Annotated in this window: 18 protein-coding genes, 1 rRNA gene and 1 other annotated feature; of the genes, 1 reads left to right on the top strand and 18 read right to left on the bottom strand. The window is 31.7% G+C overall.

Going from position 1 to position 25,407, the window contains the following annotated elements:
• Positions 1-58: 58 nt before the first annotated feature.
• Together KGNDJEFE_RS00370 and gltX are read right to left on the bottom strand one after the other, a co-directional pair.
• The gene (locus tag KGNDJEFE_RS00370) at positions 59-1,171 is read right to left on the bottom strand and encodes an RNA-guided endonuclease InsQ/TnpB family protein (protein WP_006440475.1); all 1,113 of its coding nucleotides are present in this window, start codon (positions 1,169-1,171) and stop codon (positions 59-61) included.
• A gap of 658 nt (positions 1,172-1,829) precedes the next feature.
• Positions 1,830-3,326 carry a glutamate--tRNA ligase gene (gene gltX / locus KGNDJEFE_RS00380; protein ID WP_006440474.1) on the bottom strand — a complete coding sequence of 499 codons (1,497 nt, stop codon included), beginning with the start codon at positions 3,324-3,326 and terminating at the stop codon, positions 1,830-1,832.
• Between the two features lie 471 nt (positions 3,327-3,797).
• Here gltX and KGNDJEFE_RS00385 point away from each other — a divergent pair, with 471 nt between their 5' ends.
• Positions 3,798-4,166, top strand: a complete 369-nt coding sequence (locus KGNDJEFE_RS00385) for a hypothetical protein (protein WP_006440472.1) — start codon at positions 3,798-3,800, stop codon at positions 4,164-4,166.
• Positions 4,167-4,429: 263 nt separating this feature from the next.
• On the opposite strand, the gene KGNDJEFE_RS00390 is transcribed toward KGNDJEFE_RS00385, so the two are convergent.
• From KGNDJEFE_RS00390 to rrf, 16 genes are all read right to left on the bottom strand, one after another.
• On the bottom strand, positions 4,430-5,653 hold the full coding sequence (locus KGNDJEFE_RS00390; RefSeq protein WP_148881764.1) for an IS256 family transposase: 1,224 nt from the start codon (positions 5,651-5,653) through the stop codon (positions 4,430-4,432).
• 93 nt (positions 5,654-5,746) lie between these two features.
• Entirely contained in the window at positions 5,747-6,130 is a 384-nt protein-coding gene (locus KGNDJEFE_RS00395; RefSeq protein ID WP_006440470.1) for a hypothetical protein, read from the bottom strand.
• A 558-nt stretch (positions 6,131-6,688) separates the two neighbouring features.
• On the bottom strand, positions 6,689-8,383 hold the full coding sequence (locus tag KGNDJEFE_RS00400) for a proline--tRNA ligase (RefSeq protein ID WP_040410586.1): 1,695 nt from the start codon (positions 8,381-8,383) through the stop codon (positions 6,689-6,691).
• A 92-nt stretch (positions 8,384-8,475) separates the two neighbouring features.
• Positions 8,476-9,924: a proline--tRNA ligase gene (gene proS / locus KGNDJEFE_RS00405; RefSeq protein ID WP_006440468.1), complete on the bottom strand. Its 1,449-nt coding sequence runs from the start codon at positions 9,922-9,924 to the stop codon at positions 8,476-8,478.
• Positions 9,925-10,003: 79 nt separating this feature from the next.
• Positions 10,004-10,215: a binding site (T-box leader), on the bottom strand.
• 81 nt (positions 10,216-10,296) lie between these two features.
• Positions 10,297-10,779 (bottom strand): 2-C-methyl-D-erythritol 2,4-cyclodiphosphate synthase, encoded by a 483-nt coding sequence (ispF, locus tag KGNDJEFE_RS00410; protein WP_006440467.1) that lies wholly within the window; start codon positions 10,777-10,779, stop codon positions 10,297-10,299.
• A gap of 45 nt (positions 10,780-10,824) precedes the next feature.
• Positions 10,825-11,757: a radical SAM protein gene (locus tag KGNDJEFE_RS00415; RefSeq protein WP_006440466.1), complete on the bottom strand. Its 933-nt coding sequence runs from the start codon at positions 11,755-11,757 to the stop codon at positions 10,825-10,827.
• Between the two features lie 46 nt (positions 11,758-11,803).
• Entirely contained in the window at positions 11,804-12,487 is a 684-nt protein-coding gene (ispD, locus tag KGNDJEFE_RS00420) for a 2-C-methyl-D-erythritol 4-phosphate cytidylyltransferase (protein ID WP_006440465.1), read from the bottom strand.
• A gap of 363 nt (positions 12,488-12,850) precedes the next feature.
• Positions 12,851-13,765 (bottom strand): transketolase family protein, encoded by a 915-nt coding sequence (locus tag KGNDJEFE_RS00425; protein WP_006440464.1) that lies wholly within the window; start codon positions 13,763-13,765, stop codon positions 12,851-12,853.
• The gene (locus tag KGNDJEFE_RS00430; protein WP_006440463.1) at positions 13,765-14,586 is read right to left on the bottom strand and encodes a transketolase; all 822 of its coding nucleotides are present in this window, start codon (positions 14,584-14,586) and stop codon (positions 13,765-13,767) included. Before KGNDJEFE_RS00430 ends, KGNDJEFE_RS00425 begins: the two co-directional genes overlap by 1 nt.
• A gap of 83 nt (positions 14,587-14,669) precedes the next feature.
• Positions 14,670-15,791, bottom strand: coding sequence for a PIN/TRAM domain-containing protein (locus KGNDJEFE_RS00435; RefSeq protein WP_006440462.1), 1,122 nt, complete (start codon positions 15,789-15,791; stop codon positions 14,670-14,672).
• Between the two features lie 173 nt (positions 15,792-15,964).
• Entirely contained in the window at positions 15,965-17,035 is a 1,071-nt protein-coding gene (gene disA / locus KGNDJEFE_RS00440; RefSeq protein WP_006440461.1) for a DNA integrity scanning diadenylate cyclase DisA, read from the bottom strand.
• A gap of 7 nt (positions 17,036-17,042) precedes the next feature.
• Positions 17,043-18,422 carry a DNA repair protein RadA gene (gene radA, locus KGNDJEFE_RS00445; protein WP_006440460.1) on the bottom strand — a complete coding sequence of 460 codons (1,380 nt, stop codon included), beginning with the start codon at positions 18,420-18,422 and terminating at the stop codon, positions 17,043-17,045.
• Positions 18,423-18,541: 119 nt separating this feature from the next.
• Positions 18,542-20,467: an elongation factor G gene (locus KGNDJEFE_RS00450; RefSeq protein ID WP_040410584.1), complete on the bottom strand. Its 1,926-nt coding sequence runs from the start codon at positions 20,465-20,467 to the stop codon at positions 18,542-18,544.
• Between the two features lie 197 nt (positions 20,468-20,664).
• Complete coding sequence (gene bilS / locus KGNDJEFE_RS00455; RefSeq protein ID WP_006440458.1) at positions 20,665-21,165, bottom strand: flavodoxin family protein BilS; 501 nt, start codon at positions 21,163-21,165, stop codon at positions 20,665-20,667.
• A 182-nt stretch (positions 21,166-21,347) separates the two neighbouring features.
• Positions 21,348-24,791 carry a pyruvate carboxylase gene (locus KGNDJEFE_RS00460; RefSeq protein ID WP_006440457.1) on the bottom strand — a complete coding sequence of 1,148 codons (3,444 nt, stop codon included), beginning with the start codon at positions 24,789-24,791 and terminating at the stop codon, positions 21,348-21,350.
• 433 nt (positions 24,792-25,224) lie between these two features.
• A 5S ribosomal RNA gene (gene rrf / locus KGNDJEFE_RS00465) occupies positions 25,225-25,341 on the bottom strand.
• Positions 25,342-25,407: the final 66 nt, after the last annotated feature.

Raw genomic sequence — 25,407 nt, forward strand, 5'->3', positions numbered from 1 at the left:
ACTTCTCCAAAGGCTTAAATTCCCGACTAACGTATCGGTACACATTTAGTTTACAGTTTTAGTTGTAGGCTAAATTCTTTAAGTTTAAACTTGCATTAAAATCTCTATCAATAACATTCTCACAACATTCACATTTATAAGTTCTCTCTGATAGACTTAATTTTTCTTTTTTATGTCCACAATTACTACAAATCTTTGATGAAGGATAAAATCTATCTGCAACTATAAATTCAATTCCTTTATTTTTGCATTTATACTCTAATTGCCTATATATTTCCCGAAATAAACAATCAGCAATTTTTTCTGATAAATGCTTATTTTTCATCATTCCCTGTACGTTTAAGTCCTCAACTACTATAGCCTTTGGATTTAAATTTACAAGTTTTGTAGTCGCCTGATGAATGTTATTAAGTCTCACATTTGATATTCTCTGGTGTTGCTTACGGATTAAAGTTTCAAGCTTTAGTAGATTTTTAGATTTATCCGATGATTTGGTTTTCATCATCTTATCATAATGTCTACTAGCTTTTTTCTGAAGTCTTTTAAGTTTCTTCTTTTCCTTTTTAGTACTAACTCTATTAAAATTCATACCATTTGAACAAGTCATCAATGTCTTTATCCCCATATCAATTCCAATCGGCTCAGTTTTTTGTAGATTATTTTCTTCATCTTCTAAGATACAACTAATACTCAACCAAAACTTAACCCCATCAAATGATACTTTTGGATTTAAATATTTACAATTTCTAGGAATTCTATTCTCTGCCATATCTACCCAACCTATTGATTCAATTCTAACTTTATAATCATCAAATTTGATTTTATAAACATCGTTATAAAAACTTTTTTTTGATTTCTTTTTACTCTTAAATCGTGGATGTTTAGCTTTTTTATTAAAGAAATTTTTATATGCTTTGCATAAATCTTTTATAGCTTGTTTTGTAACGTTGTTGTTTATTTCGTTAAGCCACTTAAATTCTTCTTTTTTCTTCAACTGTGTAAATTCTTTCCTTAAATCCATATCAGAAATAAATTTTCCACCTTTTTCATAATTTTCCTTTTCTCTAGCTAATGCCCAGTTATATGCAAATCTAACACATCCAAAGCTTTTAAACATCAATTCCTTTTGTTCTTTGTTAGGAAATATTTGAACTTTAAATCCTTTTTCCATGTCATCACCGCCTTTCTAGTAATATTTCTTTCTACTATTATCATAGACGGCAAATATTCATTTTATACAAGTTTTTAAAAAAATTTTATAATTTTTTATAAGTAATTTATTCAGTTTTTATAGATTTTATTATTTACCATACAACGCTACTTGTATGATGCCATTTCGCTCACGCTAATGACCTCGACCTTTCGGATACGAGCGTAGACTATTTCTTCACCTACAGCATCACCTGTTTAGGGCAACCCATTTCCACTACCAATTGCTTGTAGTGTACTCCCTTGCGGGATAGTCGTTTGACCTTCCTATTTCTAGGCTTGGCGACCAAAGATCCATTGCCACGATACTTAGGCTCTCACCATATATCATCTCAACTGTTGTTTCTGAATTTCTTCACATTCATAGAAGTTTCTTGCTATCTTCTATTGTAGTCGTTGAGCTTTAGGAATTACTGGTTTTAAAGTTGTGTCCTATGTAGATTTCTCTACATACGAGGCTTAGTTAAAATAATCTATAAAGTATTTTAGACTTTTTATACATATTTATAAATTTATCTTAACTCTTAGTTACCTTCTTCTAATGGTACAAATTCTTCTTTTTTGTTTGTTAATGTATTGTATACTTTCATCCTTATCACCTCTTTGGACTTTATTTTATACTAGTTTAATTTGTCTAGTACGTTAGCTTTTACGTAGTCAAGTCTTCTTAGGCAGTTTTCTTTACCTAATACTTCCATAACTTTTGGGATGTCTGGACCATGCATCTGTCCTGTTAACATTATTCTTGATCCCATGTATAAGTTTTTACCTTTTATTTTGTATTCTTTCTGTATTGATTTTAGTATAGCGAAGTTGCTATCTGCATCAAAGTTTTCTGCTGCTTCTATTTTTTCTCTTAAAGCATCGAATAGTGTTGGTATATGTTCTAATTTTAAGAATTCCATACCTTCTTCAGTTTCTATTTCAAATTTATCTCCAAAGAATATAGAAACGTGGTCAGTTATTTCTTTTGCGTAGTGTAATTTTTCTTTAACTGCACTTACTATTTCTTTAACTAAATCCATTTTAGCTTCTTTTTCATCTTCTGCTATGTATCCAGCTTCTACTAAGTATGGCATACATAACTCAGCTAAAACAGCATCATCTGCTTCTTTCATGTAGTGGTGGTTAACCCAGTTTAATTTTTCAGTATCGAATACTCCTCCACTCTTAGATACTCTTTCTATAGAGAAGGCTTTTTCTAATTCTTCCATAGAGAATATTTCCTGATTGTCTTCTGGTGACCAACCAACTAGAGCTACGTAGTTTACAAGACCTTCTGGAAGGTATCCTTTTTTCTTGAAGTCTTCAACAGCTACGTCACCCTGTCTTTTACTTAATTTTTTCTTTTCTGTATTTAATATATTTGGAAGGTGTACAAATACTGGCTTTTCCCATCCAAAAGCTTCGTATAGGTATACGTGTTTTGGAGTTGAAGAAACCCATTCTTCCCCTCTTATTATATGAGTTATTTTCATTAAATGGTCGTCTACAACAACTGCAAAATGATATGTTGGGAATCCATCAGTTTTTATAAGTACCTGATCATCTAAGTCATTTGTGTTGAATTCCATATCACCTCTTACTAAGTCAGTAAATGTTATTTTGTGGTCTTCTGGTAATCTAAGTCTTATAACGTATGGTTCACCAGCATCTATTTTAGCCTGTACTTCTTCTGGAGTTAAATCTCTACAATGTCCATCGTATCTTGGAGTTTCTCCAGCTTCTTTCTGCTGTTCTCTAACTGCATCTAATCTTTCTTTTGTACAGAAGCAGTAGTATGCTTTTCCAGAATCTAAAAGTTCTTTTATGTATTTCTGGTATATATCTAATCTTTCAGACTGTATATATGGACCGTATTCACCTTTCTGTGTTACATTTCCATTTTCATCTAACATAACACCTTCTGTGTGGTTTACTCCTGCCCATTTCATTGCATTAAGCATGTTTTCTATAGCACCATCAACAAGTCTAGTTCTATCAGTATCTTCTACTCTTAGTATATATTCTCCACCTGCGTGTTTTGCGAATAAATAGTTGTAAAGAGCTGTTCTTAAACTACCTATATGTACAAATCCTGTTGGACTTGGTGCAAATCTTACTCTTACGTTGCTCATATTATTCCTCCTAAAATTAAACTAATTCGGCAAAATTGCCTAAAATCTCATTATTATACAGTTTATTATAACATAAATCGGAGCTAGAGAGGGTTGTAAACTTTTAGAGGCATCGCATTTTGCGTAATTTTTTTAAATAGGAGAAGTTTCTTTTCTAGACGCAAAAGCAATGACATCTCTAAAAGTTCACAATCCCTCTTCTTAGCTCCCACCCAAATAAAAAAGCTGCTACATTTAATTGTAACAGCCAATTTATTCTATCAATTTTTATTTTCTTTTTATATAAAATTCTTTATTATTAAGAGATATAAATATTCTAAAGTTATAAAAATAGGAAAAAAATAGTTAGTTAAATTAATGACAATACAATTACAAATGTTAATTTTATATTGTAGCAAAAATAGAAAAATAGTATTATTAAAACAACTTAAAAACGTTTTTAAAATAAATATGATTAAGGAGTTGTAGACAATGCTAGATTTCAATAAAAAAGATTACAAAAAATTTCTTTACTATATACTAATTCTTGCTATATTAATACCTGTATTTATATTTATTTTAGATAAATTTAATGTAAAAAATATAGATAAAATAGCATTTAAAATAGTAGATATATACGTATTATTAATAATCACATATTCTATAATATCTGGAATAATTCGTAGAAATGTATTTTCAGAAAAAAATAATAATTCTCTTTGTATGTTTTGGCTCATTCTTGGAATAGTTGCTTCAATAGCTTATATATTCATAGGAAAAATTATAATAAATATATATCTTGTTTTAGTAGTATTAATGGCAATATATTTGTATATTAAATCTAAAAAAGTAGATGAATAAAATATTAGCCAAAAGTAAAGTTAAACCTATAGATGAAAACTTATAAAAAATGCTGTTACAATTGAATGTAACAGCATTTTTGGGTATATAAAATTTTTTCTGTAAATAAGCCCTCTATGGCTTAAACTACCGTTAGGTAGTATAATAGACTTAAAATAATTTATGAATAAATGGCTAACGCCCTTTAAAACATAATATTATTTATTTTGTTGCAAGTCAAGAAAACCAGCTAAAAAAGCCGGCTTTCTTGACTTTTTTAATTATTACAATCTATCTTCATACATTATTGAAAGTTCTCCATAAATATATCCCCAGTTTCTAATAGGCATACTCCATTTTTTGCTTATTTTTTCAACTGATAGATATAGTGATTTTTCTAAGGAAATCTTGTTTGGAAAAACAGTTCTTTTTTTATTTATTTTTCTAAGCTGCGAATTTACACTTTCAATGGCATTTGTAGTATAAATTACCTTTCTAGTTTCTGGTGAAAATTTAAATATCGGTATAATTGAATCCCAGTTACTAAACCAAGATTTCATAGAATTTGGATATTTTTCATTCCATTTTTCTGAAGTACGTTCTAAATTAGCTAGAGCCTGTTCTTCATTAATGGCATGATATATTGTTTTTAAATCATTAGCAAATTCCTTTCTATCTTTGTATGATACATATTTTAATGTATTTCTAACTTGATGAACAATACATCTTTGATATTCAGTATTTGGAAAAGCGGAGCTTATCGCTTCTTTTATTCCTGATAGTCCATCAGCACAAACGATTAAAATATCTCTTACACCTCTATTTTTTAATTCATTTAGCACAGAAAACCAATACTTAGAGCTTTCAGTATCTCCAATATACAATCCTAGAATTTCTTTGTATCCTTCGGAACTTATACCAAGAATTACATAGACAGCTTTTTTCTTAACAGAACCATTTTCTTTAACAGAGAAATGGATAGCATCTATATATACAACAGGATATACACTTTCAAGAGGTCTATATTTCCATTCTTCGATTTTAGGTATTATTTTATCAGTTACATCTGAAATCATTCCTTCAGATAGTTCAAATCCATAAATATCCTCTATTTGAGAAGTTATATCTCTATTACTCATGCCTAAAGCATACATATTTATTATTTTTTGCTCTATTTCAGAAACATCCTTTTGTCTTTTTTTGACAATTTGAGGTTCAAAAGAGGAATCTCTATCTTGAGGAACATCAATTTCGTATTCTCCCATTCCAGATCTAACTCTTTTTGTTTTATATCCATTTCTTGAATTGGTATTTTCACCACGTTCATATTTTTCATATCCAAGATGCTCATTCATTTCAGATTCAAGCATCTCTTGAATAGTATCACCTAAAAGATCTTTAAGTGCATCCTGAATGTCTTGAGCGGTTTTAATTTCATATGTTTTAATTAGCTCCGCTATTATATTTTTCTTTTCTGGATTTAATGGTTCTCTTTTCTTTCTGCCCATAAAAAATCGCCTCCTATGATTAATTTGATATTACCATAGAAGGCGATTAAATTTACAGACTTTTTTTCATATACTCGCATTTTTTATAAGTTTTTATTTTCTAGTTCTTATTTTTTCAAATACTTTTTTTCTATATTTTTCACCAAACATTGCATATATTATCAGAAGTATTCCAAAGTTTTTTACAAGTTCAGCTTTTTTTAGGACGATTATTGTTACAAATAGAAGTAGTATTATTATCACATCTAATATGCATACAAATACTCCTGATTTGAATGATATTTCCTCATCCTCTTCTTTTGGTTCATGCATTTTAAATTTAAAAACAAATAAATAGAAGTTACCCATAAACGCCAATGGGGTAAATGTCCGAGGTGATCCTCCTATTTTATACAGATATACAAAAGCTATTACAGAAAATATATTCCAAGCTGAAAAATATAATATCTTTTCTTGCTTTTCAGTTAACTTTGTCATACAAATCACCTTACTCTCTATTTTATTTATTCAATTCTTTTCTAGATTTTTTAGTTTTAAAATATATTACTAAAAAGATCAATGTAAATAAATTTATAATAATAAATACTTTTATACCTAAAAATAAATTACTTTCTCCATTTGTTTCTATACTCATAATATTTCTGAAAGAATTTATAGATGATATAAAAATTATTACAGGTAAAATTAAACCTGCAAATTTATTATTTAATTTTGATAAAAGATTTTGTATATATACCAATAATATAACGAAAAAAACAAATAAAAGTGTATTCATAAAATCACTTCCTTTTCAGTAAAAATATAATAGCTTTTCTTCTTTATTTTTTAATATATATATTTTTATATTATCATTTATTTTTTTAACTTCCAATACAATTGCTTTTTTATGACAAAACTGTAATTTGTATTAAATCTATATACATTTAAGAAAACTCCCCAAAGTATAGATTTATACATAAAAAGAGGGAGATAACTCGACTAACACGCCCGTCGCCTGTATAGGCGCAAGTGTTAGTTGAGTTTCTCCCTCTTTTCTTATAATAATCTATCTCTTACTATTTCTGCTGCATCTACCGCAGATATTAGTTCTCTTTCTTCGCTATTTCTAAACTTCATTTCAACAAGACCTTCTTTTAAGTCTCTTCCTACAGTTATTCTCACAGGAATTCCTATTAAATCAGAGTCTTTAAACTTAGTTCCCGGTCTAGCATCTCTATCGTCTATTAGTACATCTACTCCCATAAGCTTAAGTTCTTTATAAATTCTTTCAGCAGTATTTACAACATCCTCATTTTTTAAGTTTACAGGAATTATCTCTACTTCAAATGGAGCTACACTAAGTGGCCAAACTATTCCGTCTGCATCAAAGTTCTGCTCTATTATTGTAGCAGTTAGTCTTTCTGTACCTATTTCATAGCATCCAAGATGAATATATTCATCAGTTTCCTCTTCACTTCTGTACATCGCGTTCATATTTTCAGAGAATTTCTGACCTGCTTTGAATATATGTCCTATTTCGATTCCCCTTCTTATTTTTAGAGGCGCACCACATTTAGGGCATTTATCCCCTTCTCTTACATTTCTAAAATCTCCAACAGTTCCTTCAAAATCTCTTCCAAAGTTTGCATTTTTGAAGTGGTATCCAGTTTTATTTGCACCTGTTATCAGGTTTTTACCGTTTGCTATTTCTTCATCTATAAGTAGTATGTCAGAGTTTATTCCTATTGGTCCAGCAAATCCAACCTCAGATCCTGTTACATCTTTTACCATTTCGTCTGTAGCAAGTCCAAATTCTTCTACTTCACCAATAGCTCTTTTTACTTTGTTTTCGTTTACTTCTCTATCGCCTCTTACAACAACTGTTACAGTTTTTCCATCGGCGTAGTATATTATTGTTTTTGCAAATCTATTCCCTTCAGCACCAAAGAATTCTTCTAAATCTTTTATTGTTCTAGCATCTGGAGTGTGTACTTCTTCAAGTGTCCCTAATTCCTCAGCTTCAAATTCTCTTGGCATACATTCTGCACTTTCTCTGTTTGCTGCATAAGTACAATCAGAACATATCGCTAACTCATCTTCACCTATTTCAGATTTGACCATGAATTCTATTGAAGATGGTGCTCCTTCTATTCCTGATTCTGCTTCAACTAAACTATATTTGACACCACATCTGTCAAATATTCTTTTGAATGCTGCTATCATTTCTTCATAAGATTTGTTTAGGCTTTCTTCGTCTTTGTCAAAGCTGTATGCATCAAACATTGTAAATGATTTTGTTCTTATCGCACCAAATCTAGGTTTTTTTTCATCTCTATATTTACTCTGTATCTGGTATAGTTTCACTGGTAACTGTTTGTATGAGCTTACTTCCTGTCTAACTATATCTGTAAATACTTCTTCATGTGTAGGCCCTAAGCAGAATTCTTTGCCAGTTCTGTCTTCAAGTCTGAACATTTCTGCTCCTCTTCTAGCCCATCTTCCTGATTCCTGCCATAATTCTGATGGAATAAGTGCAGAACAAAGCATTTCCCGGAAATCTGCATCCTCTACTTCTTCTTTTATTATATTTTCTATTTTTCTCTCTACCTTTAGTCCTAGAGGTAGCTGATTGTATATTCCAGAAGCAGATTTTTTTATCATTCCAGATCTTATCATAAGTTTATGACTTTCTATTTCCACATCTGTAGGTATTTCTCTTTTTGTAGGTATGAACATTTTTGAAAATCTCATTTGCATCACCTCAGCAATTTTATTATACAAACATAAAAAGCCTGCCATCAAAGAATCCGGCAGACTTTTCAGGCTTTATTTAATTTCTATTCTTAGTATGCTTTAGCTATTATAACCATGTCTTTAGCTTCTTTTCCACAGTATACACATTTGTTAGTTCCAAGATCTTCCTGTTCGAATGGTATACATCTTATTGTAGCTGTAGTTTCTTCTTTTATTTTAGCTTCACATTCTGGGCATCCACACCACATAGCTTTTATGAATCCTGGTTTTTCTTCTAAAGCAGCTTTGAATTCAGTCATATCTTTAGCTACAGAAGTTCTGTTTTCTCTATGTTTTCTAGCTTTTTCTAACATATCATTGTGTATAGTATCGAATAATCCAGTTACATATTCAACTAAGTTGTCTAAAGATACTGCTTCTTTTTCTAATGTATCTCTTCTGAATACCATAGCCTGGTTGTTTTCTATATCTTTTGGTCCTATTTCTATTCTTACTGGTATACCTTTCATTTCACTGTCGTTTAGTTTGTATCCAGTTGAGTAGTTTGGTCTATCGTCAACTTCTACTCTAGCACCTTTTTCTTTTAATGCAGCGTATAATTCATCAACTTTTTCCATTACTCCACCTTTGTTTGCAGCTATAGGTATTATCATTACCTGAGTTGGAGCTATTCTTGGAGGTAGTACAAGACCTCTGTTGTCAGAGTGAGTCATTATAAGTCCACCTATTAATCTAGTTGATATACCCCAAGAAGTGTGGTATGGATGAGACATTCCACCTTCTCTATCTGCAAATGTTATGTCGAATGCTTTAGTGAAGTGCTGTCCTAAGAAGTGACTTGTTCCTGACTGTAATGCTTTACCATCGTGCATCATAGCTTCTATTGTGTATGTTCTTTCTCCACCAGCGAATTTTTCACTTTCAGATTTCTGTCCATCTATAACTGGCATAGCTAATAAGTCTTCACATACTTCTTTGTACATCTGAAGTATATCTAATGTTTCTTTTTCTGCTTCTTCGTATGTTTCATGTAGAGTATGACCTTCCTGCCATAAGAATTCAGAAGTTCTTAAGAATGGTCTAGTAGTTTTTTCCCATCTTACAACTGAACACCACTGGTTGTATAGGTATGGTAATTCTCTGTATGATTTTAACCATTTAGCGTACATTGTACATATTATTGTTTCAGAAGTTGGTCTAACACATAGTCTTTCTTCTAATGTTTTGTTTCCACCCTGAGTTACCCAAGCAACTTCTGGAGCGAAACCTTCAACGTGTTCTGCTTCTTTAGTTAATAAGCTTTCTGGTATTAATAGTGGGAAGTAGCAGTTTTTGTGTCCTGTTGCTTTTATTTTAGCATCGAAGAATTCCTGTATTTTTTCCCATAATGCGTATCCATAAGGTTTTATAACCATGAATCCTTTTACTGGAGCGTAGTCAACTAAGTCAGTTTTAGTAACAACATCTGTATACCACTGAGCAAAGTCTACCTCCATAGGTGTAATTTCTTCAACGAACTGTTTATCATTTTTTGCCATCTTTTTTATTCTCCTTTTTGATTTTATAGATTAATTTTTAATAATTATTTTTTATAATAAAAAAAGCCTTTCATCTCTTAATAGAGACGAAAGGCATAGTTTCCGCGGTACCACTCTAGTTAATCACAAAACATGTGATTCTCTTGCTGGAGTATAACGGCTCCATCCGTAGAGGTTGCTACCCCTCTAAGCTAAAAGATTGGTTCAGTTGCTTCCATCTAGAAATTTCTCATCAACATTTCCTCTCTGTAAGACTTTCACTACCTACTACTTCTTTATCATTGCAATCATATAAATTTTCTATAGATAATATAGTTTTATCCTATAGTCTATAATTGTGTTATTTGTTTCACTTATACTCTCAATGATATATTATTTATTAAATTCTGTCAATAATAAACATATACTTTGTGCAGAAATTCCCTCTCCACTTCCAGTAAATCCTAGTTTTTCTTCTGTTGTAGCTTTTACATTTATGTTTTTTATGTCTGTGTGCATTATTCTAGCAAAGTTTTCTCTCATCTGTGGTATGTGTGGAGCCATCTTTGGGGCCTGTGCAATTATAGTACAGTCTATGTTTCCAATCACATATCCTTCTTCTTTCATAATTTCATATACGTGTTCCATAAGTTTTAAGCTATCTGCTCCTTTAAACTTTGGATCTGTGTCTGGGAAGTGTTTCCCAATATCTCCCATAGCCATAGCCCCAAGTATTGAGTCCATAACAGCATGGGTAAGTACATCTGCATCAGAATGTCCTAATAATCCTTTTTCGTGAGGAATTTCTACACCACCGATTATAAGTTTTCTATCTTCTACAAGTCTATGTACATCATATCCCATTCCAACTCTCATATTGTCTCTCCTATCTGTTTATAAAATTCCATTCATTTCTGTTTATTAAAATTCTACAGTTCCTTCAAAACCTCTTTTACTCACTTTATCCAAGATTTCATCTGGTATTTCTTTTAATGCATTGTCTAATTTTTCAATCATAGTTTCTTTATCTTTAGATAAGTTTCCGTGTAACCTTACAGCATTTGATGGATGTAATCCAAAGAATTCTATATCTCTTTCATCTAGTTTCTCGATAAACAATTTTTCTTCTTCTATGTTTTCTCTAAGAGTATTCTCATTGAATTTTCCTGTTGCCTTTAATTTTTCCAACTTACTTCCCTCATCAGTGTGAATACTTCCCACAAATACTATCTTTGGATTTAATTCATTGACAAGTTCCGCTGTTTTTTTCGCATTTTCTCTACTCTTATCACTTCCACCACAGCCAGTTATTATGTTTATACTATAGTCCATTCCTGCATTTTCAAGTCTTTTAAGCTCTCTTTTGGCAACTTCTACAGTATATCCCTTATTCATAAACTCGACTGCTTCTTCTAATCCAGACTCTATCCCTACATTCAAATTGTTTATTTTAAGTTTTCTAAGCTCTTTTAATTCATCATCCGTTTTATCAATGATATTCTTTATTGTAGCAAACATAGAGATATTTTCCACTTCAGGAATAATCTCCTCTATCTTTTCAGCAATCTGTTTTAACTTATCTGCACTTAAAACAAAAGGATCTCCATTTTCTAAGAATACTTTCTTTATTCTTTTTCTTCTGCCCCTCGCTTCTCTTAAATCAGCTTCAATCTGCTCCATACTTTCAACTTCAAAAGGAACATCTTTGTACATAGTGCAGAACGTACACTTATTGTGGCTACACCCTGCTGTTACTTGGAGCAAAAGAGAATTAACTTCAAATGGAGGTCTGTAAGTCGTTCCTGTGTATTTCATAGAATCACCTACTTTTAGTATCTTAGCTTTTTTATTCATTACTTTTTTATTATTTTTGTACTATCTTAATATTTATATGTTATTTTTAAGAATTTATTCCCCGGGAAATAACCTCAGATATAGGTAAGTCTTCAGGACTAGTTATTTTTATATTGTCGTAACTTCCCTGAATCATATACACCTTATGACCTGCATGTTCTGCAATCATAGCATCATCAGTTCCATAGAAACCATCTCTATATGCAAGCTCATAGGCTTCTTTTATCAAGTTAAAATCAAAAGATTGTGGTGTCTGAGCAGCCCAAAGATTTGCCCTATTTGGCGTATCTACTATCTCATTTCCATCGACAACCTTTATAGTATCCTTGACCATAACACCGACAACAGTTGCCTTTAACTTCTTAGTTTCATTAACAGCATTCTCTATAATCTCATCTGTAACAAAAGGTCTTGCACCATCGTGGATAAGTAAAATATCACAATCAGGACTAACTTTCTCAAGACCATTGTTTATAGTATCCTGTCTTTCCTTACCACCATAAGATATAACTATATCCTTAAACCCATACTTCTCTATTATATTCTCCCTAACAAACTCCTCTTCCTCTTCCTTGATACAAAGAACAATCTCATCTATCAAAGGAGAATTATAAAACCTCTCTATCGTGTGTGCAACAATCTCTTTATCATTTATCTTAATAAACTGCTTATTCATCCCTGCATTCATCCTCTTACCACTACCCGCGGCAACAATCATAACAGTATTCATATCGTATATCCTTTCCAAAACATAATCATCTAACCTTATTTTATCATTATTTATTAAGCATTGTATATATTTCTATAACTCCTCTACGGTTAATAAAATTACACACTAATAAGAAAAAGTAGAAAAATATTAATAGTGATTATCTGCAGACATGTGCAACCTCTAAAAAGCTCCGCTTTTGCACATGTCTAAGCCATGAACATTAATATTTTTCTACTTTTTCTTATTTCCAACCCGATTTTCTCAACATATAAATAATTTATAATATGAACGTAAAAAAGGAAACGAAATTAACAGCGACAATGCAACTCGATTGCCTGGAGCGTTAATTCGTTTCCTTTTTACGTTTCTATTTTAAACTATTTATTTACAAGCTTTAACTATGTCTGCTGCAGTTAGTCCGTAGTGTTCTAGTAATGCAGCTGGTGATCCTGACTGTCCAAATACGTCTTTAACACCTATTCTAGTTACTTTAACTGGATGTTCTTCTGCTAATAATTCACATACTGCAGAACCTAATCCACCTATTATACTGTGTTCTTCAGCTGTAACAACTTTTCCTGTTTTCTTAGCTGATGCTAAAACAAGTTCGTTGTCTAAAGGTTTTATTGTAGATATGTTTATTACTTCTGCATCTATTCCTTCTGCTTTTAAAGTTTCAGCAGCTTCTAATGCTTTAGCAACCATTATACCTGTAGCTATTATAGATACATCTTTACCTTCTTTAACTACTTCACCTTTTCCTAATTCAAATTTGTATGATTCATCATGTATAACTGGAGTAGCAGCTCTACCGAATCTTAAGTACATTGGTCCAACGTATTCAGCTGCAGCTAATACCATCTGTCTAGCTTCAACAGCATCTGCTGGGTTTAATACTACCATGTTTGGTAAACTTCTCATTAGTGAAATATCTTCTATTGCCTGATGACTTCCTCCGTCTTCCCCAACTGTAACACCTGCATGAGTAGCAGCTATTTTAACATTTATATTTGGGTAGCATATAGAGTTTCTTATCTGTTCAAATCCTCTACCTGCTGCGAATATTGCGAAAGTACTTGCGAAAGGTATTTTTCCAGATACTGCAAGACCTGCTGCTGTACCCATCATATCACCTTCTGCTATACCCATATCGAAGAATCTTTCTGGGCATGCTTTTTTAAACATTGCAGTTTTTGTAGCTCCTGCTAAGTCTGCATCAAGAACTACTATATCTTTATTTTCAACTAATTCTACTAGTGTTTTTCCATAAGCCTCTCTAGTTGCTATACTTTCCATTATTTAAGTCCTCCTTCTAAGTCTTCTAATGCTTTAGCTGTTTCTTCAGCGTTTGGAGCTTTACCATGCCATCCAGCCTGGTCTTCCATGAATGAAACTCCTTTACCTTTTACTGTTTCACATATAACTATAGAAGGTCTTCCTTCTTCTTCTTTAGCCATTTCTATAGCTTTTTTTATCTGATCGAAATCATGTCCGTCTATAGATATTACATTCCATCCGAATGCATCGAATTTTTTAGCTATTTTTCCAAGGCTCATAACTTCATCATTAGAACCATCTATCTGTAAACCATTGTGGTCTAAGAAAGCTATTATGTTATCTAATTTGTAGTGAGCAGCACTCATTGCAGCTTCCCATATCATACCTTCCTGAACTTCTCCATCTCCAAGAAGAGCGTAAACGTTGTAGTCTTTACCATCTAATTTAGCTGCTAAAGCCATTCCGTTTGCTGCTGATAATCCCTGTCCTAAAGAACCTGTTGACATATCAACACCTGGAGTTTTTTTCATATCAGGATGTCCCTGAAGCATAGCACCAAATTTTCTAAGTTTTAGTAATTCTTCTTTAGGGAAGTATCCTCTTTCAGCTAATACTGCATATAAAGCAGGTGCACCATGACCTTTAGAAAGAACGAATCTATCTCTATCTTCCCATTTTGGGTTAGAAGGGTCTATATTCATAGCATCAAAGTATAATACTGTTAGTATATCTGCTGCTGATAATGATCCTCCTGGATGACCTGATTTTGCTTCTGAAACTGACTTAATAATGTCAATTCTTACTTCTTTTGCAATAGCTTTTAATTCATTATTGTTCATTTCACTAATTCCTTTCTAATTTTTATTTTCTCTATTTTGAAAGTTGCCTAGGCTACTTTACTTTATCATTTTTTATTTTACAATTAATTCTTAGGTTTTGCAAATATCATTCTACCCGCTGGTGTCTGAAGCACTGATGTTACTAGTACTTTTATAGTCTGACCCATGTATTTTTTACCACCGTCTACAACTATCATAGTACCATCATCAAGGTATGCTATACCCTGCTGAGCTTCTTTACCTTCTTTAACAACCTGTACTACCATATCTTCTCCTGGTATAGCAACTGGTTTAACTGCATTAGCAAGTTCGTTTATATTTAGAACCTCAACTCCCTGGAACTGAGCAACTTTATTTAAATTGAAGTCATTTGTAACAACTTTTCCGCCTAATACCTGAGCTAGTTTTAATAATTTACTATCTACTTCAGCTATTTCAGGGAAATCCTGTTCACTTATTTCAACTTCTATATTTAATTCCTTCTGGATTATATTTAATATATCTAACCCTCTTCTACCTCTTACTCTTTTTAGGTCGTCAGCAGAGTCAGCTATATGTCTAAGCTCCTCTAGAACGAATGCTGGTATTATTAGTTTACCTTCTATAAAGCCTGTCTGACATATATCTGCTATTCTTCCATCTATTATTACACTTGTGTCTAATACTTTTGGAGGAATTGCTGCACCACAATCTTTGACTTCTTCTTTTAATTTTTCGCATTCTTTTTCCTGTTCTTTTTCTTTAGCAAGAGAAACTGCTAATCTTTTGTTTAATTTGCCAAAATTAGCAAGGTCATTTTTACTTTTAAGAGCTACTCTAACTCCTAAGTATCCAAGAACTAGATATACAAGTACTGATATCACTTTACCTACTATAGGTATTGAGTTTATAATTCCGCTTACCAAATAGGCTATTACAAAACCAACTATAAGACCTACAGATCCTAGCAGAATATCAACCTGAGGATATCTTGATATTTCCTTCTCTGCTGCTCTAGCTATTTTTCTGATTTTATTCATAACCCACGGTTCAATTAAATAAAATATGATTCCTAATACTAAACCTGCAACTACAGCTGCTATAGCTTCGTATGTTTTATTGTTATATGTTAATACTTTAAAATTCTGTGTTACTGATACGTAAGTAGAAGAACCTACGATTAAACCTAATCCACCAATTAAAAATCTTACTATCTTCTTAATCAATGTATCACCTCCCCTATTATATTTTATTATTATAGACTAAATTTTAACTTATGTACAACAAAATTAGCAAACTTCACCAAAATTTCACCAATTTTGCCACATTTTTCCCCAACTTAGTCTATTATATCATTTTTTTATATAAATTGTATAATTGCATTTTTATTCCTCAGGTTTTAAATATGTCTATCCAATAATGCTAGCTGTTTCATTTTTACAAGCCCATTTCTTATGTAAGTAGCTCTTATTTCTCCAATTCCTTCAACTTCATCTAGTTCTTCTATTGAAGCTGTAAGTATGTCTTGGAAATTATCAAAGTATTTAACTAGATTTTCTATTATTGTTCTAGGTAATCTATGAATCTTATTAAGAACTCTGTATCCTTTTGTTTTTATTGGCATATCCATATTTTCTGATACACCTGTATATCCAAGGATTCTAGCTATGTTTGTAAGGTCTAGTAGCTCGTCTTCTGTAAGATTTGCTAATTTTTCCTTGAATTCACTAGATGATATCTGTGTTCCATAGTCTTTTAATACTAGCTCCCGGTCTTCTCTTGTGCTACCCATAAGTTCTTCAAGCTGCATTTTTATAAGCGCACCTTCTACACCTAGCTCTAATAGATAACTTTCTATTATGTCTGTAACTCTCATTACCATTTCTATCTTTTGAAGTACTAAAGCTACATCGTATATAGTTACAAATCCATTGAACTCTAATGTGTTTAAACTGGCAACTGCTTGGTCTAATACTGATTTATATTTTTCAAGAGTTTGAAGTGCCTGATTTGCCTTTGTAAATATTTTTGATATATCTTCAACTACATACTTCTGATCTCCTTTGTATACAGATATAACATTTCTTCTTTGAGATATAGCAATTACAATTGCTTTAGTTTGTTTTGCAACTCTCTCAGCAGTTCTATGTCTAGTACCTGTTTCTGATGTTTTTATAGAATAGTCCGGTATTAGCTGAGTATTTGCATATAATATTTCATCCACGTCAGAATTTAGAACTATTGCACCATCCATTTTTGCAAGTTCATAAAGGTAAGATGGCGTGTACTCAACATGTATAGCAAATCCACCATCTACTAAATCCATAACACTTTCATCAGTTGCTATTACTATAAGTCCTCCTGTTTTAGCCTTTAGGACATTGTCTAGTCCCTGTCTAAGAGGAGTCCCTGGAGATATCATTTTAAGTACTTCTTTTCTCATTGTTTTATCTGTTACATATACATCCATGTACTAACTACTCTCCCCTCAATACCATATTTATAGCCTGTCTTACATTTTCAACTGGCCATATTTCTATACCTTTTACGTCTTTTACAGCCTCATAATTAGATTTTGGAATTATTATTTTTTTGAAGCCTAATTTTCTGCATTCAGATATTCTTTTTTCAATGTAGCTTACTCCCCTTATTTCTCCAGTAAGTCCAACTTCTCCTGTAACCGCAACTTCTCCACTTATCGGTATGTTTCTAAAGCCAGATGCAACTGCTAATATAACCCCTAAGTCCATAGATGGTTCATTTATTTTTATTCCACCTACTATGTTTAAGTATACGTCTTGATTTTGTATCTGCATTCCAGCTCTTTTTTCTAGTACAGCAAGTAGTAGATTTACCCTATTAAAATCTATTCCTGTAGCTGTTCTTCTTGGTATCCCAAAGCTAGTAGGAGATACAAGTGCCTGAAGTTCAAGAAGCATTGGTCTTGTTCCCTCTACAGTAGATACTATTACTGATCCAGATGCGTTTTCTGGTTTTTCTGAGATAAGCGCTTTTGAAGGATTTTCAAGCTCTTGAAGTCCTTTTTCACTCATTTCAAATACACCTAGTTCATTTGTCGAACCAAATCTATTTTTTACAGCTCTTATAAGTCTGTATGTATTATATCTTTCACCTTCAAAGTAAAGTACTGTATCGACCATATGCTCCATTATCTTTGGTCCCGCTAAAGCACCTTCTTTTGTTACATGTCCAACGACAAATGTAGATATTCCCATTTTTTTAGAAATTCTCATAAATCTAGAAGTTCCCTCTTTTATCTGGCTAACTGTTCCCGGTGCAGAAGCTATGTCCGGTGTGAATACTGTTTGGATTGAGTCCAGTATTATAAGGTCTGGGTCAAATCCTTCTAGGTTATGTTCTATTATGTTTAAGTTGTTTTCTGCCATTATAAACAGATTTTCCGATTTAGCATTTAATCTTTCTGCCCTCATTTTTATCTGAGATTCTGATTCTTCTCCAGATATATATAGCACTTTTTTTCCTGATTGTGCAACACTTTCAGATACTTGTAAAAGTAGTGTTGATTTACCAATCCCAGGGTCTCCACCTACAAGTACAAGTGATCCTCTAACTATTCCACCACCTAATACTCTGTTTAACTCGTTTATTCCACTAGAAAATCTCTCTTCGTGTTTTATTGTTATTGAGTTTATGTTTACAGGTTTCTGTGATGATTTATCTATTACAAAAGTTTCTCTATGATTACTTTTTGAACTTTTATCTTCTATTTCCTCCACAAATGTATTCCATTTCATACATTCTGGACATTTTCCAAGCCATTTTGGATTTTCGTATCCACATGACTGACATACGTATTTTGTTTTTATTTTTGCCATTATAAATTTCCTTCTTCTATATTTTTACAAAAAAATATTGTCCTATATAATTTTATCACATATATAGGACAATATCTTAAAATATTATGTTAAACTCTAAGTTTTTTGTTCAAATAAATTTATTTTTTAGCTGCTGCAACTATTTTTTCAGCTATCTGGTTAGGAACTTCTGCATATCTAGCAAATTCCATTTCAAAGTATCCTCTACCCTGAGTCATAGCTCTTAAATCTATTGCATATTTGAATGTTTCTGCCTGTGGAGCTTCAGCTATTAATAACTGTTTTCCATTGTCAGTAGGTTCCATACCTAGTATTTTACCTCTTCTCTTGTTTATATCTCCCATAACATCTCCCATGTATTCATCTGGTATTGTTATAGAAAGTTTCATGATTGGTTCAAGAAGTACTGGCTGTGCTTCTTCCATACCTTTTTTGAATGCTATAGAAGCTGCCATTTTGAATGCCATTTCAGAAGAGTCAACATCGTGATAAGAACCATCATAAAGAACAGCTTTTATATTGCATACTGGATATCCTGCTAGTATACCTTTTGCCATACTTTCTTTTAATCCTTTTTCAACTGCTGGTATATACTGTTTTGGAACTGAACCACCGAATATTTCTTCATCAAATTCAAATTCATTTTCACATCTTTCAAATCTGATTTTTACATCTCCATACTGTCCATGTCCACCAGACTGTTTTTTATGTTTTCCTTGAACATCTGATTTACCTTTTATTGTTTCTCTATATGCAACTTTAAGGTCGCTAAGTTCTACTTCTGTACCAAATTTGTCTTTCATTTTGTTTATTACAGTTTTTAGATGAAGTTCACCCTGTCCACCTAGAAGAGCCTGTTTTGTTTCAGAATTTCTGTAGAAATCAAGAGTTGGATCTTCTTCTGTTAGTTTTGATAATATTGTTCCAACTTTTTCATCGTCGTTTTTGTTTTTAGGACTAACAGCATAGTATATCTGTGGTTTAGGGAAGTTTATTTCATCTTCTGGTATTTCATCTTTGCAAGTAGATATAGTATCTCCTGTTTTTAATGTTGGAGATTTAGCAACTATTATTATATCTCCTGCTTTTGCTGATTCAAGTTCTATAAGTTCACTTCCGTTTATAGAGTATATATTTGCTAATTTATCTTTTACTTCTCTGTTTAGGTTGTATACTTCTGTTTCTTTCTTAACTGTACCCTGAACTATTTTTATGTAAGACATTTTTCCTACGAATGGGTCTACTACAGTTTTGAATACCTGTCCTTTGAATGGACTTTCATTGTCAAGATATGTAGGTTCTATATAACTTGATATAGTGTCTATTATTTCTTTTGTTCCTACGTTATTTATAGTTGATCCAGATATAACTGGTATTATGTCGCCTTTGTGAACTCCTATGATTATACCTTTCTGTATTTCTTCTTTAGTTAATTCTTCTCCACTGAAGTATTTTTCTAAAGTTTCGTCGTCAGTTTCAGCTATTAATTCCATAAGAGCTTCTTTCATGCTTATTGCCTGTTCTTTGAATTCGCCTTCTAAGTCGTCTACATTTTCAAAAACATTGTGTAATCCACAGAATTTTTTATCTTTGTATATTGGGCTTATCATAGCTATTATTTTATGAGCGAATTTTCCGTTTAGCATTTCTATAACGTCTTTATATCTAGCTTTTTCATTATCTATTTTATTTATAAACATTAATTTTGGTATTCCTTCAGTAAGCTCTATTGCTTTTTCAGTTCCTACCTGTAATGGATCTGTTGCATCTATTACTATAACTGCTAAATCACATACTTTTAGAGCTGATATAACATCACCGCTGAAATCAGAATAACCTGGAGTGTCCAGTAAATTGAATTTATAGTCGTCGTATTCTATTGGAATAAGACCCATACTATAAGTCATATTTGCTTTTGCAGTAAGTTTAGGTATTTTTTTTGCATTTGCTACGTGAGATATTGTTTCTATAAGATTTGTTTTCCCACATCCACTGTGACCTAATATTGCTACATTTCTTATCATTTTGCTATCATATACTTTCATATGAACACCCACCTTTGAGAATAGTAATTTTTTTAAATTAATAAAATAATTTGCAATTTGTTTAGAGCCGAAGAACAACTCTACAATGTATTAAATTCTATATATAAATACGTTTTCCTCTTTTATTTTAAAAATTTTTTAACTTTTTTGAAAAATATTTTTCTCAACTAATTTTTTGTCTTTTTATGATAATTTTTCTATTTCTCAACGACTTCTTTTACTTTATTTTTAAGTCTAGTTAAATCGTCTTCATTTGGGTGATTTAAAGCTTCTTCAAAGTTTTTAATTAAACTTAGTATTTGTTCGTCACCTGGTTTTTCAGCTAACATTTTTTCATATCTAGCTTTAACACCTTGCTGCATTTTACCCTGGCACATAAATTCACCGATTACATCACAGCTTTTATCTATTTCTTTTTTTACATTGTTTATTACCATGTTTAGATAGTCTTCATCTCCAGCTCCAGCTGAGCCAAATAAGAATACTTTTTTATCTTTTAATTCTGATATAAAGTCTTTTATTTCTTCGTTACACGTTCCCTTGTCTGTCCAGAATCCTATAAATATTACATCTGATTTTTTTGCTTTTTCATCTGGCTGTCCAAAATAAACACATTCTGAACCTAGTACTTCTGCTACATTATCTGCTAATAATTTTGTATTTCCTGTAGATGTTGCATAAACAACTGAATAATTCATATCTATTTCCTCTTTTCTATAAATAATTTTATTAACTAAATTATATCACTTTTTAATAATTATGTTTTAAAATCTTTTTATCTGAATTTTTCTATGATAATGTTATATATATTATATTCTAAAAAAATAAAAATAGGGAATAAGTTTAATAACTTATCCCCTAGATTATGATTTTTATTAAATTATTCTGCTTCTTTCATTATCATAAGTAGCTGTTTGTCTACTACCATGTCACCATCTGCAACTTTGATAGATTTTATTACACCGTCAGTTTTAGCAACTATGTTAGTTTCCATCTTCATAGCTTCTATTACTATTAATGGCTGGTTCTTAGTTACTTCGTCTCCTTCTTTTACAAGAAGTTTAACTACTTTACCTGGTATACTTGCACCTATCTGAAGTGGATCTCCCATGTCAGCTTTTTCAACATGGTTTATAGCTCCTGAGAAGTTATTATCTTTGATTTCAACAGATCTCATCATTCCATTTAATTCGAAATCAACAGTTCTGAATCCGTCATCTTTAACATCTCCTATGTCAGTAAGTCTTATAGTTAAGTTTTTACCTTCTTCTATTTCAACTTCACATTCTTCATTTTTGTTTAATCCGTAGAAGAATACATCACTTTCTAGTTTAGATATTTCATTGTATTCATGTATGTGTTCTAAATATTCTTCATATACTTTTGGATATAATGCATAACTTATAGCCTGAAGGTCTGTTACTTCTTTTAATTCGAATTTTTCTTTTAAGTGCTGTTTTATAGCATCGAAATCTTCTGGTGGTAGAAGTGAACCTGGTCTTACAGTTATAGCTTCTTCACCTTTTAATACTACTTCTGATAATTCTTTTGGTACTCCACCTTCTGGCTGTCCTATCATACCTTTGCAGTAATCAACTACTGAGTCTGGGAATGCAAGGTGTTTTCCTTCTTCGTATATGTTTTCTTTTGTTAAGTTGTTTTTAGACATGAATATTGCTAAGTCCCCAACTACTTTTGATGATGGAGTAACTTTTATTATGTCACCAACTATTTCATTTGCAACTTTGTAGTTTTCTTTTACTTCATCGAATCTACCTACTAATCCTAAGCTGTCTGCCTGAGGTTTTAAGTTAGTGTACTGTCCACCTGGTATTTCGAAGTTGTATATTTCTGCACAAGAGTTTGTAAGGTCTGATTCAAATCTTTTGTATACTTTTCTTAAGTCTTTGTAGTATCTTCCAAGCTGATCATATCCGTATAAGTCTATTCCTGTGTCTCTTTCTGTGTGTTTTAATGCTTCAACTATAGCATTTAGAGAAGGCTGACTTGTTAATCCTGCCATTGATTCTAATGCACAGTCTATTATATCTACTCCTGCTTCTGCTGCCATTAAGCAAAGTGCAACACCGTTTCCACTTGTATCGTGAGTATGTAGGTGTATAGGAGCTTTTACTTCTTTTTTAAGTTCTTTTACTAAAGTATATGCAGCATAAGGTTTTAATAGACCAGACATGTCTTTTATTGCTATTATGTCAGAACCTAATGCTTCTAATTCTTTAGCCATTTTTATGTAGTATTCTAAGTTATATTTAGATTTGCTCTTATCTAATATGTCTCCTGTGTAGCACATTGTACCTTCTACTATTTTTCCAGTTTCTAGAGCTGTTGTTATAGATGGTTTCATGTTTTCTACCCAGTTTAGTGAGTCAAATATTCTAAATACGTCTATTCCTTCTCTTGCAGATGCTTTTATGAATTCTTCTATTACGTTGTCTGGATAGTTTTTGTACCCAACAGCATTAGAAGCTCTTAGTAACATCTGGAAGTTTATATCTGGTATAGCTTCTCTTAATTTCTGAAGTCTTTTCCATGGAGATTCTTTTAGGAATCTGTATGCAACGTCGTATGTAGCTCCACCCCACATTTCAAGTGAGAATAAGTCTTTCTGATATTTATCAGTTGCTTCTGCTACGTTTAAGAAGTCATTAGTTCTAAATCTAGTAGCTAGTAATGACTGATGAGCATCACGCATAGTTGTATCAGTTAATAATACTTTTTTATCGTTTGCTATTCCTTCTATGTATGCTTTTTTGCCAAGTCTTTCAAATTTAGCTTTACTTCCTTCTATTATAGGAACTTCTCTTGATAAGTCTGGTTCGTGTAATGCATCAAATCTTGGTTTTTCTGCACATTTATTTTCATTTACTATTACGTTTCCTATGTACTGTAATAGTTTAGTTCCTCTGTCTTTACTTTCCTGTATATCGAATAGTTCTGGGTTTTCATCTATAAATTTAGTTGAGCATAGACCTTTTTCAAACTGAGGGTTGTTAAGTACATTTACAAGGAATCCTACATTTGTTTTAACCCCTCTAACTCTCATTTCTTTTATAGATCTTAGAGTTTTGTTTATAGCTCCTTTGAATGTTCTATCATAAGAAATTGTTTTAACAAGTAAGCTGTCGTAGTATGGGCTTATGTTTGCACCTGTAAATCCATTTCCACCATCAAGTCTTATACCAAATCCTGAACCAGTTCTATATACCTGTATTTTTCCTGTATCAGGCATGAAGTTGTTTTTAGGGTCTTCAGTAGTAACACGGCACTGTATAGAGTATCCTCTAAGCTGTACGTCATCCTGAGATTTTATGTCTATTTCAGGGCTATCTAAAGAGTATCCTTCTGCAACTAGTATCTGGCTCTGAACTATGTCTATTCCTGTTACCATTTCAGATACAGTGTGTTCAACCTGTATTCTTGTGTTCATTTCTATGAAGTAGTGGTTTCCATGTTTATCAACAAGGAATTCTAATGTACCAGCACTTGAATATCCAACGTGTTTAGCAAGTTTTACTGCATCAGCACATATTTCCTGTCTAGTTTTTTCACTTAAAGAGAATGCTGGTGCGTATTCTATTATTTTCTGATGTCTTCTCTGAACAGAGCAGTCTCTTTCATAAAGATGTACTAAGTTTCCATACTGGTCACCTAATATCTGTACTTCTATATGTTTTGGATCTTCTATATATTTTTCTATGAATATTATATCTTCACCAAATGCTTTTCTTGATTCACTACAAGCTGTTTCATATTCTAATTCTAAGTCTTCTTCACGGTGAACAATTCTCATACCTCTACCGCCACCACCGTTAGAAGCTTTTATCATTACTGGATAACCTATCTGAGCAGCGACTTCTTTAGCTTCAGCTGTAGATTTTATAGCTTTTTCTACACCAGGTATAGTTTGAACATTTACCTCGTGAGCTATTTTTTTAGAATTTATTTTATCTCCCATAAGATCCATTATTTCTGAAGATGGACCTATGAATGTTATTCCATTTTCTTCACATTTTCTAGCAAATTCTGCATTTTCAGCTAAGAATCCATATCCAGGATGTATAGCATCTACTTTTTTTCTTTTAGCAAGAGCTATTATTCCATCCATATCAAGATATGCATCTATAGGACCTTTTCCTTCTCCTATTAAGTAAGATTCGTCAGCTTTAGTTCTGAATAATCCATATTTATCTTCTTTACTGTATATACCTACACTTTTTATTCCAAGTTCTGAACATGCTCTAAATATTCTTATAGCTATTTCACCTCTGTTAGCCACAAGTATTTTATTAAACTTTTTAGTCATCAGATTATCCTCCTTATTTATTCTTATATTGATAATTTCACTTTTAACCTTATCTAAAAATATTAGACTCCACTATATAAATCTAAGATAAATATCTTCTTTTATAAAGAATTATTTTCCCACTTCCCTATAATAATATCATTTTTATTTTCAAAAATAAAGTAAATAGTATTTTTTTTAGTGTCTTGTTTATTATAACACTAATTAAACGGCTTTTTACTTTTATTTTTAAATTTATTAATAAATAAGTGATTTTTTTGAAATTTTCAAAAAAAAATAACTCTCCTCAATTAGAGAGTTATGATTATTAATCATTTTAATATATAAGCTTTTTATCGTTTTAATATTATATTTTTACATAGTATCAATAAATATATAATATTTTATTAACAATCTCATTAAAATACTATTTTTTGCAAAATAAAAAAAGATTACGTGGCTACGTCCTACTCTCCCAGGGGCCTTCGCCCCAAGTACCATCAGCGATAGAGAGCTTAACTTCTGTGTTCGGAATGGGAACAGGTGTATCCTCTCTTCTATAATAACCACATAATCTTTATTTTCAGAGATTGTACTCTGAAAACTACATACATATTAATCAATCTACCAAATATTT

Origin of the sequence: Peptacetobacter hiranonis (genome assembly GCF_008151785.1) — a bacterium.
GTDB classification, from domain to species: Bacteria; Bacillota; Clostridia; order Peptostreptococcales; family Peptostreptococcaceae; genus Peptacetobacter; species Peptacetobacter hiranonis.